The organism is Nocardia sp. X0981, assembly GCF_977089955.1.
Window position 1 is genome coordinate 1357905 of sequence record NZ_OZ372435.1, and the last position, 12594, is coordinate 1370498.

Sequence of the window (12594 nt, forward strand, 5' to 3'; positions counted from 1 at the left end):
CAACTCAGACCACGAATCCCGTCGACGAATACGTGACTTCAGGAAGCTTCAAAATGCTGATCGACGGTCGCTTTGTCGAGGCCTCGGATGGTGCGACACAGGCGGTCTTCGATCCATCGACCGGTGCCCGGCTCACCGAGATACCCAGAGCCTCGTCCGTCGATGTGTACGCCGCCGTCGACAGTGCACGGGCCGCCCGGCCCGCATGGGAAGCTCTCGGCGTACGTGGGCGGGCGGCGTGCTTCGAGCAGTTCGGGCGATTGGTTCGTGAGAATCGTGAGCGTCTGGCCATGCTCGACGCGATCGACTGTGGCAATCCGGTGAAAGCGATGCGGTTGGATGTCGATCTCTGCGACGCGTACCTGGACGGCTGGCCGGCCTTCGCGAAATCCTTGACCGGAGAAGTTTTTCCGGCCAGCGCGGGCAATCTGCACTACACCGCGCATCGTCCGTACGGCGTGGTGGGGCGGATCACCGCCTTCAATCATCCCGTCATGTTCGCGATCACGCGACCACTGCCCTCGCTGATCACCGGAAATACCCTGGTGATGAAACCGTCCGACGAGACATCGCTGTCGACGCTGGCCCTGGCGGAACTGTTCGCCGAAGCGTTCCCTCCCGGGGTCGTCAACATCGTGTCCGGAGGAGCCGAGGCCGGCGACGCCATCGTTACGCACCGGAGCGTGAAACGCCTGGCCTTCACCGGCTCGGTGCCGACCGGCCTGCTGATCCAACGCCGCGCGGCAGAAAGCGGCCATGTGAAGCATGTGAGTCTGGAGCTCGGCGGCAAGAACGCAATGGTCGTATTCCCCGATGTGGATATCGATCTCGCCGTAGAGGGGGCGATCTACGGGATGAACCTCGACGTCTGTCAGGGGCAGTCCTGCGGATCGAACTCCCGCGTCATCGTTCACACATCAATCTACGACGAGTTCGTTGCCCGAATGCAATCCCGGCTGGGGGACTACCGCGTCGGTATCGCATACGACGAGACGACCGATATCGGACCGGTCGTGAGCAGAGCGCACAAGGAAAGGGTGACCGAGTACATCGAATCGGGCGTGCGGGAAGGCGCGTCGCTGGTGTGCGGAGGCGGCCGGCCGCCCGGACTGCCCGACGGTGGCAACTTCATCGAGCCAGCCCTGTTCGCCGATGTCACCGGCCAGATGCGTATCGGTCGCGAAGAGATCTTCGGCCCCGTGATCTCGGTGTTCGAATGGAGTGACTACGACGCCATGCTCGCCGAGGCGAACGGGCTCGATCTCGGACTGACCGCCAGCGTCTGGACCAACGACCTCGCCGTCGCGCATAAGACAGCGGATGCACTGGAGGCAGGATACGTGTGGATCAACGACTCCACCCGCCACTATTTCGGGACCCCGTTCGGCGGATCGAAGAACAGTGCACTCGGACGGGAGGAGTCGAAGGACGAATTGTCGACCTACCTCGAGCACAAAGTCGTTCACACGCGGCTCGGGGACGCGAAGGCATCCCTGAACCGTCTGCTCGGCTGACGACCACCGAACCACGGAGTAACTGACATGCACAATCCATTCTTCCCGTACTCGGCCATCGTCGACCGACCGACCCGAGCACTGCCCGACGGAAAACGGATCGCGGTATGGGTGGGTCTGAATGTCGAGTACTACGAGTACGGTCAACCGGCCTTGAGCCTAGCGCCTTTCACCGCGGGGCTCACGCCGGATCCACTCAACGCAGGCTGGCGGGACTACGGCCCACGGGTGGGTATCTGGCGCATGCTCGCGGTCTTCGATGAGCTCGGAATTACGCCCACCGCCATAGTCAACAGCGATGTCGCGCTGCACCATCCGGCGATCATCGCCGCCGGTGTCGAACGTGGCTGGACCTGGGTGGCCCATGGAAAGAACAACTCCACTCTGCAGAACGGAATGGATGTCGAAGCCGAGCGGACCTACATCACCGAGGTCGCAGAAGTACTGGCCCGCGCTACGGGGAAGCGGCCGCGCGGGTGGCTCGGGCCCGCCCTCACGGCTTCGGCGGCGACCAATGAACTGCTCGCCGAGCTGGGCTTCACTTACACCCTCGACTGGGGAGTCGATGATGAGCCGTTCCACCTCGAAGTCGGCTCCGGACAGTTGCTGTCCGTTCCCTACAGCACCGAAGTGAACGACATCCCGGGTTACGTGCTACACGGACAGACCGGCCCGCAGTTCAAGCAGGCGTTGATCGACCAGTTCGATCAGATGTACCGGGAAGGCACACAACGGAGCAGGGTCATGGGATTCGGCCTCCATCCGTTCCTGTCCGGCCAACCCTATCGCACACGCTATTTCGCCGAGGCGCTCGAGCATATGCTGTCCCACGACGACGTGTGGTTCACCACTGCCGACGAGGTCGCCTCCTGGTACCTGAAGGAGAGCCGGTGAGCCCAATGCAGAACATCGTCGTGGTCGGCGCCTCACTCGCGGGTGTCCGCGCCGCAGAAGCCTTGCGCCGTGAAGGTTTTACCGGATCTCTCACGATAATCGGCGACGAGCCGGAAATGCCCTATGACCGTCCACCACTGTCGAAGGAGATCCTCCGCGGCGAGTTCGACACCGAAAATGTCGTACTACCCGTCGACGAGGGTCTAGGGGCGGTCTGGAAGCTCGGCAGCCCGGCCTCCGAGCTCGACACGACCGCACAGCATGTCCTCACCGCGGACGGCGAGCGAGTTTCCTACGACGGCCTGGTGATCGCGACCGGGAGCAGGGCGCGGACACTCCCCGTCTTCGAAACCGATTCTCCCAACGTCCACTATGTTCGCACGCTCGCGGCCGCCCACCGGCTCGCGGCGGCACTGCGTTCCTCGACTCGGCTGTTGATCGTCGGATGTGGGTTCATCGGGATCGAGGTCGCATCGTCGGCGAGGTCCAGGGGAGTCGAAGTGACTGTGTGCGGCATCGACCCGCCGGTGTCGCCGGCCGGGCCCCTGGCGAGTGCTCGTGCGACCCAGTTGCTGTCCGACGCCGGTGTCCTCCTGCATATCGGACACACGGTGGATTCCGTGGAGGTCGTCGACAATATCCATCACGTGAGTCTGTCGAACGGGTCGCGGATAGCGGCAGATCATATAGTTGTCGCCGTCGGGGCGCATCCGAATACCGAGTGGCTCGCCGGGGCAGTGCTCGATACCTCAGACGGGGTGCTGTGTGACAAGTCGTTGCGCGTTGCGGGCTCGACGAACATTGTCGCGGCGGGCGATGTCGTCCGATGGCCGAATCAGGCATTCGGTGGGCGCCTCATGCGTGTCGAACACTGGAGCAACGCGGTCGAGCAAGGTCAGGCCGCAGCACGGACGCTGCTGACCGGCGACGCTGCGGACGGGTTCGGATCCATACCCAGTTTCTGGTCGGACCACTTCGATCTCCGTTTGCAGAGTGTGGGTCTACCGCGGCTCGCGAACAGATTCGAGATCGTTGCCGGCGATCCGGACGAGCGATTCTGCGCTCGCGCGTACCTCGACGACGTTCTGGTAGGCGGGGTCTCCTACGGGTTGGCACGACCACTCGCCTCCGTACGGGTCGAGTTGGCCGCGACCGGTGTCGAACTGCCGGTTTCGGTGGCCTGAGATGACTATGACAGGAGAAGCTGTGGGCTGGTTGGAAAAGCAAGTGGCGATCGTCACCGGAGGCGGCTCCGGAATCGGTCTCGCGGTCGTCGAGCGATACATCGCCGAGGGCGCGCGAGTGGTGGTGGCCGACCTCAGCGCCGAACGCCTCGAGGCCGTGAGCCGGCGATTCGGTGACAAGGTCGCGACGATCACCACAGATGTGCGTGACCACGCACAGAACGCTGCCGCGGTCTCGCTGGCGTTGAACACCTTCGGAAAACTGGACATCTTCGTCGCGAACGCGGGCCTGGGTGACAAATTCACCGAACTGGCCGATCTCGCTCCCGACCGGATCGACGAGGGATTCGCCCAGATCTTCGATGTCAACGTCAAGGGCATCATCCACGGTGCGAAAGCGGCGTTGCCTGCGCTGCTCGCGACTCGCGGCTGCCTGGTCATCACGCTGTCGAACTCGTCGTTCTGGCCCGACGGCGGCGGCGTGATGTACATAGCGAGCAAGCACGCGGCACTCGGGTGCCTGCGCCAGCTGGCGCACGAGTTCGCGCCCTACGTCCGGGTGAACGCGGTCGCGCCCGGTGCTACCCGGACCGGTATCACCAGCCCGGCCGCCTTCGGCGAACCCGTCTCCGGCCCGCAGTTCGATGACGATGGTGACCTCGGTGACCGTGCGGAAGCCATCGCCGGAACTGCTCCGCTGCGGGTCTTCGCCGAGCCCGAGGATCACACGGCCGCCTATGTACTCGCCGGCTCTCGATCGCAGGGGCCGGTGATGACAGGGACCGTCATCGAGTCCGACGGGGGCCTGGGTGTTCGCGGTCTGCGCCGAGTACGTGGCGGCGACGATCTGCTACAGCGAGTGCTCGGTGAGCAGGACTCACGATGAGAACAGTCGAAAGGGACAACATGGCCGACGATTTCACGTCGACACCCTGGTGGGTGCAGCTGTTCGAGGACTTCGACGACACCGGCTACCACCAGCGGCACTGGTCGGCGAAGAACACCCTGGGGAAGTGCCCGGCGGTACTGGTGATCGATGTCGTGCGCTCCTTCACCGGAGACAAGGGGCAGACGGTCGACGAAGCGGTAGCGGCGTTCCCGACGGCCTGTGGTCCCAGCGCCTGGGAAGCGATGCCCAACCTGAAACGGGTGATCGATCACGCCGAACGCAGCGGTTGGCCCACCGTCTACACGACTGCGCTTCCCGGAGGAGCGTCGGCATACGGCGGGACGGTCAAGAGCGAGTCGTCGGGCTTGGGATCCCCGATGGACCTCCCGCGCGCCCAGGAGATACCCGTCGACATAGCGCCCTCGGACAAAGCGCTGGTCTTCGCGAAGCCGAAGGCGAGCGCGTTCTTCGATACCGCACTGCTGTCGTTCCTGATCCGGCGTGGAGTTGACTCTGTCATCGTCGTCGGTGCGACCACCTCGGGATGTGTCCGGGCGACAGTGATCGACTCACATTCGCGCGGATATCCGACCTTCGTCGTCGAAGATGCAGTATTCGATCGCTCCAGACTGAGCCACGGGGTCAATTTGTTCGAAATGAACGCAAAGTACGCCGACGTTCTCACCGCCGATCAACTCCTCGGCTCCCATGCAAGCTGAGCTCGGGGTGACGGTCCACCGCACCGAGCACCCGGGCCGATAAATTATCCATGAACGGTACGGCGGACGAGACTGTCGCGTCCGGAAGCTCGGCCGGCGTAGTTGGAAGCAAGGTCAACCGATGCTCGATCAATTCGAGGTCATAGCGGAACTGCTCCACAAGAGAGAGCCCTTCGCGGTGGCGCGGGTCGTGAGTACTTTCGGCTCGGCACCCCGTCTACCTGGCGCGTCCATGGTTGTCACCTCGGCCGGGACCGCTTTCGGCTCGGTATCGGGTGGATGCGTGGAAGGGGCGGTGTACGAGTCAGCGGTCGATTCGCTGGCCACGGGCACCCCGTCCCGGCAACGCTTCGGCGTCAGCGACGAAGCAGCCTTCGGGATCGGGCTGACGTGTGGCGGCATCATCGATATTTTCATCCAGCCGTTCGTAGAAGTCGATCACTTCCCGCATTGGCGAAGGCTCGAGACCACCCTCCGCAACGATCGGGCCGTTGCGTTGGCAACTATCGTCGAACACCCGGATTTCGACGTTGTCGGGCAGCATATCCTCCTCGAGGAGACAAAGACGTCGGGCACGTTCTCCGACCGGAAACTACTCGCCGCAGTAGCTCACGACGGCCGCGGTATCCTTTCGACCGGGACCAACCGCGTTCTCACCTACGGAGTGGGTGGACGACGAACCGGCTCCGATATCGCGGTGTTCGTGGAATCGTCGGTTCCGCGGCCACGCATGATCATCGTCGGAGCTATCGACTTCGCCGCGGCGGTCGCAGAGGTCGGCTCCTTCCTCGGATACCACGTGACGGTATGTGATGCACGTGGGGTGTTCGCCACTGCTGCCCGCTTCCCAAGCGCCGATGCGGTGGTCGTCGGGTGGCCGAGCGGGTATGTCTCGACGGAGGTCGAACACGACCGAATCGATCCACGCACCGTTGTCTGCGTGCTGACCCACGATCCGAAATTCGATATTCCAGTCCTTCGGTATCTGCTCACTCTTCCCGACGAAGTCCGACCGCGCTATATCGGCGCCATGGGCTCGCGGACCACGCATGAAGACCGGGTCGGGGCTCTGCGCTCGGCCGGCGTAACCCCATCACAACTCGCCCTTCTGCGCAGCCCGGTAGGTCTGGACCTGGGTGCGCGGACGCCGGAGGAAACAGCGATATCGATTGGCGCCGAGATCATCGCCGACCGCTGGGGCGGTACCGGAGAACGTCTCAGCTCGGGTACTTCCTCGATCCACCGTTGAAACCACCCGACGGTCGGCGGAGCCGACCTCCACCATAGAGCTCTCACCACCCGCGCCTTCGTTATCAGCTCCCTCTGCCCTACGAGGTCCGACCGCGCTGTATCGGCGCCATGGGCTCGCGGACCACTCGCGAAGACCGGGTCGGGGCTCTGCGCTCGGCCCGCACCAGGAATACTCAACCGGGTCACGCCGACCGCGAGAACCGTGGGGCGTGCCCCGAAGGGTGGCCGCGAACACTGATCGCGGTGCCTGTGCTCGGGGAGCCCAGTCGAGTCTTCAGATGTTCTTGTGGTCCCACACCTTGTTGAATCGGACGGTGTCGAGTCCGTAGTCGTTCGCGGGCGCGGTCATCAAACTTCCCACCGAGAGCGTGCGCGGCCCCGAGCGGATTCGCGGTTCGCTGCATATTGATACGAGCGGTTACCTTCCGATCCAGCCCACCTGGCGGAGGCGGTCCTTGGTCCGACGCCAACGTTGTCGTCGGCGGATGAGCTGTCGACAACGAGGTCGCGGGGTTTCGGTCGGCTCGTCGATGCGGAATGCCGCCGGCGCCGGCGGCGCCACAGTCCGAAAGGCCCACGCCGATCTCAGGGAGCGACGTGCTCGTCCAGTCCTCGTGAAACCGGGTCACCGACCGCCGATCGAGCGGCCGATAGAACGGAACTGCCTACATTTTCCGTCTGGGGCCGGGGGCGTCGTCGGTACCCGGCTTCCCCAGCTCGAGCCCGGAGCCCGTCGATGTAGACATCGACCAGCCACTCCAGCTGACCGGGGACCAATTGTGCAGTGACATCGGGCAGCGGACGGGAGACGATGACAATTCCTGCTACGAAGCGCCGGGGATCCAGATCTTCGGGTGCGAAGCCGCATGCGGCAGCTTTGGCGAGTGTGTCCTGCACACGTTGCATATCGCGCCCTCGTGCCACCTGAACGAAGTCATCGACTTGGTCCTGCGCGACGGCGAAGTTGGAGGCACTCACTGCCAGCGGCGCAACTCCGAGTGCCGCGAGCCCATGCACTATACCGGTCCACGCTGCCCACGAATCGCGATCCCATACCGCGTCGTAGCTGTCGATGATTGCCGCTGCTCTGTCATGAAGGCGGTCGGCCACTGCGTTGATCAACGCTTCCCGGTCCGGAAAATGCCGATGAAGGGTGGCCACTCCGACTCCCGCCCGCGCGGCGACGGTCCGGAAGGCGACAGTGACTCCTTGCTCCTGGAATAGCTCCTTTGCCGCTTCGAGGATGTCGTCCCGGTTGGCTCTCGCGTCGGCCCGCACAGCACCGTCCCTTCTTGGTTGCATCAGTCTATATGGAATATTACACTCCACTTAAGTGGAGCATCCTGTTCCAATTATCCAGAGGAGTGTCCCGTGTTCGAAGCCTTCCCCGATCAATCAACCCGGCCTGCCGGCAGCTGGCCTGGGATCTTTGCGCTCACCATCGGACTACCGATTGTCATTGCGCTGATGCTTTTCGCGTTCCTGGCCCCGAGCTTCGGATCCGGCCCGAAAGACCTACCGCTCGCCATCTCCGGTCCAGAAAACGCAGTGCCGAAGCTGACGCAGAGCATCGAGGACCGATCTCCCGATGCCTTCGAGATACGCGCGCTCGACAACGGCGGGGCCGTCCAGGCCGCAGTGCGCGATCGGGAGGCGGTCGGCGGCATCGCAATCGACCCCGCCGACCGCACGACAACCATCTACACTGCCGCAGGCAACGGAACGCCTTACGCGGCTCTCCTGCACAACATTGCCGCCGGCATGAAGGCACAGGGCCAGGATGTCGAGATCATCGACCTCGCCCCACTGACCGAGGATGATCCTACCGGGGCCGGCCTGGCCGCACTCGGCCTTCCACTCGCCTTCGGAGGAATGGCCTCGGCTGCGATCCTGATACTCCTGTTCGCGGGCCGCCCGTGGCATACACTGACCGGCGCGCTGGCGATCAGCATTGCCGCCGGATTCGTTGTGGCCGCGATTCTGCAGTACGGCTACCGTTCGATGGATACCGACTACTTCGCCGCCGCCATCGCCATCGCCGCTGGTATTGCTGCCACATCGCTGCTGGTGACCGGCCTGGGAGCGCTGATCGGTCTGCGCGCTATCGGGATCGGCGCAATCTTCACAATCTTCGTCTCCAACCCCCTGTCCGGACTGGCCACCGGCTGGTGGTGGCTTCCCAAGCCCTGGGGCGAGATCGGCCAGTATCTGCCGATCGGCTCCGCCGGTCACCTCCTCCGTTCTATCGCGTTCTTCGACGGCAACGGCGCCGGGCGCGCCTGGGCTGTACTGCTCACCTGGATGGTCATCGGTATAGCTCTCAATGCCTACGGCGGTATCCGCCACCGGGCAACAAACAACCCGGAAAACGAGAACCTCGAACGAGTGAACGCCTGACCGTGGCCGTCAGTCCTGTCGGCCTATCGTTCGATTCCACGGCCGAAGACGCCGTGAAACGTACAGCATGGGCTTGACCGGCCGACGTCTGAGGGACCCATGTTGCCACCGCATCGGATAGGGGACGGGTGGTCGACATTCACCCGAATTGCCACAGCGTGCTTGGGCGTGCGGAGATTCCGTGGGCAGGATCAATCCTGTCACGGCCGGCAATCGGCCAATAAACCGGGCGAGTCTTCAAGGGAGCTCGGGGAGCAGCCGCGTGCGTGCTCGGCAGAGCCCCCCGGGTACCACTGTGACTCGGCGGCTCGGCCGTCTGGCAACCTCTCGTTCTCGGCCGGGTGTATCCGGCAGAGGACGAGGTTCGCGGTGCGCGGGATATCCGAACACGACGCGGCGACCGCCCGGCTGCTGGCGACCATATCTGGGTGGGCCTCGCCGGACAACACAGTGGGGCTGCATCGAGGGGTGTGCGGACCGGGCGAGCTGTCGAGCCGGTCGCCTTCGAAGGTAATCGAACGCGTATTCCGCTGAGCGAACCGGATGGTGGCCTGGGCCGCGGAGAAAGCGTGTAATCGGGATACGAGCAGTTGCCTTCCTGATCCAGCCCGTCTGGTGAAGGCGCTCCCCGGTCCGGCGCCAACGTCGTCGTCGGCGGATGAGTGGTCGACAACGAGGTCACGGGGTTTCGGTTGGCTCGTCGATGCGGAACGCCGCCGGCGCCGGCGGCGCCGCTCGTGGAAGAGACTCTGCCGAGTAGGTGCGACTGCGGTTCTTCCGCCGCCTGCCCTGTGCCGTGCAGAGGGGCCGAACGCGGACATACTCGAACAATGACGCTGCATCGGGCATCGTCACCGGAAAAAGGTGAAAATGGAAGTTGGTCGTAGAGAGTTCTTCCGGAGCGTAACTCCGTTGCTCGCAGGGTTGTCTGTGCTCCCATCGGGATGTGCCTCGTCACCCGGGCCGATCGTACGCGACAACGAGGTAGAAGAACCTCTCCTTTCGGGAAGCGAACAGATCGCCATGGTGTTGTATCCCGACTGCACTGCATTGGATTTCGTCGGACCGCAATATGCATTCGGTTGCCTGGCCGGCGCGACAGTCCATCAGGTCGCGGCCACAACAGCCCCGATTGTCACCGATACAGGCGTAATACTGACTCCCACCTCGACCTTCGCCGAGTGCCCGCGCGAGGTCGATGTCTTGTTCGTACCGGGCGGGACGAACGGGACACTGGCTGCGATGCGCGACCCCGCGACGATCGAGTTCGTCACGGACCGGGGCGCAAGGGCGCGATTGGTCACCAGCGTGTGCACCGGGTCGCTGCTCCTGGCGGCGGCCGGGTTACTGGAAGGGTATCGGGCAACCTGCCACTGGGCGGCCTCGGATCTGCTCACGCACGCCGGCGCAATTCCGGTGGATAGCCGTGTCGTAATCGATCGGAATCGGGTAACCGGAGCAGGCGTAAGCGCCGGACTGGACCTTGGTTTGCTGGTGATCTCGATGCTGCGCGACCGACGTTATGCCGAGACGGTTCAACTGATGGCCGAGTACGCGCCGCAACCGCCATTCGGGGCAGGCTCTCCTGCAGCCGCGCCTGATGCGGTCAGAAGTGCTGTGGCCGAGATGTTCACCGACTTCCGAACTGCAGCGCAGCACATACTACGAAAGCCGAACTGACATCTCACTCTACCGGGCCAGACGTTCCCGCCAAGTCACAGTCGGTCGAACTCAACCGATCGCGGCACGACCGCGCGGAACATTCCTTGTCCTCAATCAGCAGAGGCTCTTGCTATGCAAGCGTGAATGACCACCTGACCAGTAACACAGATCTCGACTCGCCCACCGACAACGACTCCTGGCCGCTGAAGTAGGCAGGTGGGCGCGGGGCGATCGCGCTCGCCTGCGCGAAGGCGCCGGCCGTTTGCTCGAACGAATCGAACGGGTGTGCGAGGATCTTCGGCGCCGTAGTGGCGTCGTCGAAGCGACTGCATTCGGCGCGGTATTGCGCCACCAGGAGGGGGCCGACAACGAGCGCGTCCGTGCGTTCGACGCCCAACATTAGCGGATGCACAGATTTGTCAACGACAGGCGAATCTTGGATCTGGCACGGTTTGCGTGATTGACCCGCCCCGGATCGCGTACGGGGGCTTGATGATCGATCATGTCGCCGGTGTTCTGATCTCGGACCGACGGCTGTCTTGTTTCCTCACCTGGACGGGTTCCGGATCGAGGCGGTGACCTTGACCCGGTCGCGGGTGAACCTCGATGTGAGTACCTGCGGCGAGACGGTGTCCTGCCCGGGCTGTGGGACGTCGTCATGGCGGGTCCACAGCCGCTACCAGCGGCGATTGTCCGATACCGCGATCGGCGGTCGGGAGGTATTGATCCGGCTGCAGGTGCGGCGGCTGTTCTGCGACAACCACGAGTGCGGAAGAAGAACGTTCGCCGAGCAACCGTGCGGGCTGGCAGGGCGGTATGCCCGGCGCACGAGGATTCTGCAGCGTGTGCTGTGTGCGGTCGCGCTGGCCCTGGGCGGCCGACCGGGTGCTCGGATGTCTCTTCATCTGGCGGCGGCGGTCAGCCGGATGACGCTGTTGCGGCAGGTCCGGGCACTTCCCGATCCCGACAAGGTCTCACCTCGCGTGCTGGGTGTCGATGACTTCGCCCTGCGGCGTGGGCACCATTACGGCACGATCCTGATCGATATCGAAACCCGCCGGCCGGTCGATGTGCTCGCCGACCGCACCGCCGAAACCCTGGCCGGCTGGTTGCGCGCTCACCCCGGAGTCGAGATCGTATGCCGGGACCGGGCCGGCGCCTACGCCGAAGGCGTGGCCACCGGGCGCCGGATGCGCTGCAGGTCGCGGACCGATGGCATATCTGGCACAACCTCGGCGAAGCCGTCGAACGAGTGGTCGCCCGCCACCGCACCTGCTTGAGTGCCGCCGCCGATATCGACAGCGATGCCGCACCAGCGATTATCGACCTGCCACAACCGTCGCAGAGTTCCGAAGTGAGCGAATCCCCACCGGACAGGACCGACAAGTGGGCCGTCCGGACCAGGGAACGCTACGCGGCGGTCCACACACTGCTCGGCGACGGCGAGAGCCTGCGTGCCATCGGGGTCCGGCTTGATCTGGCCCGAGGGACCGTTCGCCGTTTCGCCCGTGCCACCAGCGCGGAAGAACTACTGGTCAACAACGGCACCGGTCGCCGTCCTGGTCTGCTCGACGAGTTCAAGCCCTACCTGCACCTGAGATGGAATGAAGGCTGCACCAACGCCACCCAACTGTTCGGTGAGATTTCCGAGCTCGGCTATCGCGGAAGCAAGAAGGTCGTGCTCAACTACCTGCACCCCTTCCGCAGCACCGGCCGTATTCCCCGCCCGGCGCGCAAACCGCCGTCGGTTCGTCGGGTGGTGAGCTGGATGATGAGCGATCCCGCACGCCTCGATCCTGGCAACCAGCAGCGTCTCGATGCCATCCTGGGCACGAGCACCGAGCTCACCGCGCTGGCCGGTCATGTCCGAGCCTTCGCGGAGATGATGGTCGGCCGTCGGGGCCGTGAGCTGGAACGCTGGATGGCCGCCGTCGATGCCGACGATCTGCCCGCACTGCACTCGTTCGTGCGCGGATTGCGCCGGGACCTGGACGCTGTCACTGCCGGTCTGACGTTGCCCTGGAGCAGTGGCCCGGTCGAGGGCCACGTCAACCGCATCATTCTGTGGAATCTGAAATGTCAAG

Annotated in this window: 12 protein-coding genes; 9 read left to right on the forward strand and 3 right to left on the reverse strand. The window is 64.2% G+C overall.

Going from position 1 to position 12594, the window contains the following annotated elements:
• Positions 1-53 precede the first annotated feature (53 nt).
• From ACYR7D_RS05975 to ACYR7D_RS06000, 6 genes are all read left to right on the forward strand, one after another.
• The gene (locus ACYR7D_RS05975) at positions 54-1514 is read left to right on the forward strand and encodes an aldehyde dehydrogenase family protein (protein ID WP_459550042.1); all 1461 of its coding nucleotides are present in this window, start codon (positions 54-56) and stop codon (positions 1512-1514) included.
• A 27-nt stretch (positions 1515-1541) separates the two neighbouring features.
• Complete coding sequence (locus ACYR7D_RS05980) at positions 1542-2408, forward strand: polysaccharide deacetylase family protein (protein WP_459548624.1); 867 nt, start codon at positions 1542-1544, stop codon at positions 2406-2408.
• 5 nt (positions 2409-2413) lie between these two features.
• The gene (locus ACYR7D_RS05985) at positions 2414-3592 is read left to right on the forward strand and encodes an NAD(P)/FAD-dependent oxidoreductase (protein ID WP_459550043.1); all 1179 of its coding nucleotides are present in this window, start codon (positions 2414-2416) and stop codon (positions 3590-3592) included.
• 22 nt (positions 3593-3614) lie between these two features.
• Positions 3615-4478 (forward strand): SDR family NAD(P)-dependent oxidoreductase, encoded by an 864-nt coding sequence (locus ACYR7D_RS05990; protein WP_459548625.1) that lies wholly within the window; start codon positions 3615-3617, stop codon positions 4476-4478.
• Positions 4475-5200: an isochorismatase family protein gene (locus ACYR7D_RS05995; protein WP_459548626.1), complete on the forward strand. Its 726-nt coding sequence runs from the start codon at positions 4475-4477 to the stop codon at positions 5198-5200. Before ACYR7D_RS05990 ends, ACYR7D_RS05995 begins: the two co-directional genes overlap by 4 nt.
• Positions 5201-5321: 121 nt before the next feature.
• The gene (locus ACYR7D_RS06000) at positions 5322-6449 is read left to right on the forward strand and encodes an XdhC family protein (protein WP_459548627.1); all 1128 of its coding nucleotides are present in this window, start codon (positions 5322-5324) and stop codon (positions 6447-6449) included.
• A gap of 587 nt (positions 6450-7036) precedes the next feature.
• Here the strand turns inward: ACYR7D_RS06000 and ACYR7D_RS06005 are convergent.
• Positions 7037-7729, reverse strand: coding sequence for a TetR/AcrR family transcriptional regulator (locus tag ACYR7D_RS06005; RefSeq protein WP_459548628.1), 693 nt, complete (start codon positions 7727-7729; stop codon positions 7037-7039).
• A 93-nt stretch (positions 7730-7822) separates the two neighbouring features.
• On the opposite strand from ACYR7D_RS06005, the gene ACYR7D_RS06010 reads away from it, so the two are divergent.
• Together ACYR7D_RS06010 and ACYR7D_RS06015 are read left to right on the forward strand one after the other, a co-directional pair.
• Entirely contained in the window at positions 7823-8848 is a 1026-nt protein-coding gene (locus ACYR7D_RS06010; RefSeq protein ID WP_459548629.1) for an ABC transporter permease, read from the forward strand.
• Positions 8849-9871: 1023 nt separating this feature from the next.
• Positions 9872-10528, forward strand: a complete 657-nt coding sequence (locus ACYR7D_RS06015; RefSeq protein WP_459548630.1) for a DJ-1/PfpI family protein — start codon at positions 9872-9874, stop codon at positions 10526-10528.
• Positions 10529-10640: 112 nt separating this feature from the next.
• On the opposite strand, the gene ACYR7D_RS06020 is transcribed toward ACYR7D_RS06015, so the two are convergent.
• A complete protein-coding gene (locus ACYR7D_RS06020; RefSeq protein ID WP_459548631.1) occupies positions 10641-10910 on the reverse strand; it encodes a hypothetical protein in 270 nt (89 codons plus the stop codon).
• 175 nt (positions 10911-11085) lie between these two features.
• Between ACYR7D_RS06020 and ACYR7D_RS06025 the strand changes: the two genes are divergently transcribed.
• A complete protein-coding gene (locus tag ACYR7D_RS06025; RefSeq protein WP_459548632.1) occupies positions 11086-11790 on the forward strand; it encodes an ISL3 family transposase in 705 nt (234 codons plus the stop codon).
• Between the two features lie 248 nt (positions 11791-12038).
• On the opposite strand, the gene ACYR7D_RS06030 is transcribed toward ACYR7D_RS06025, so the two are convergent.
• The gene (locus ACYR7D_RS06030) at positions 12039-12593 is read right to left on the reverse strand and encodes a hypothetical protein (RefSeq protein WP_459548633.1); all 555 of its coding nucleotides are present in this window, start codon (positions 12591-12593) and stop codon (positions 12039-12041) included.
• Between the last annotated feature and the right edge of the window lies 1 nt (position 12594).

Bases quoted from the DNA above. Each gene is read 5' to 3' on its own strand.
- ACYR7D_RS05975 (WP_459550042.1), top strand. From the start codon at position 54: ATGCTGATCGACGGTCGCTTTGTCGAGGCCTCGGATGGTGCGACACAG.
- ACYR7D_RS05980 (WP_459548624.1), top strand. From the start codon at position 1,542: ATGCACAATCCATTCTTCCCGTACTCGGCCATCGTCGACCGACCGACC.
- ACYR7D_RS05985 (WP_459550043.1), top strand. From the start codon at position 2,414: ATGCAGAACATCGTCGTGGTCGGCGCCTCACTCGCGGGTGTCCGCGCC.
- ACYR7D_RS05995 (WP_459548626.1), top strand. From the start codon at position 4,475: ATGAGAACAGTCGAAAGGGACAACATGGCCGACGATTTCACGTCGACA.
- ACYR7D_RS06000 (WP_459548627.1), top strand. From the start codon at position 5,322: ATGCTCGATCAATTCGAGGTCATAGCGGAACTGCTCCACAAGAGAGAG.
- ACYR7D_RS06015 (WP_459548630.1), top strand. From the start codon at position 9,872: ATGGTGTTGTATCCCGACTGCACTGCATTGGATTTCGTCGGACCGCAA.
- ACYR7D_RS06020 (WP_459548631.1), bottom strand. From the start codon at position 10,910: ATGTTGGGCGTCGAACGCACGGACGCGCTCGTTGTCGGCCCCCTCCTG.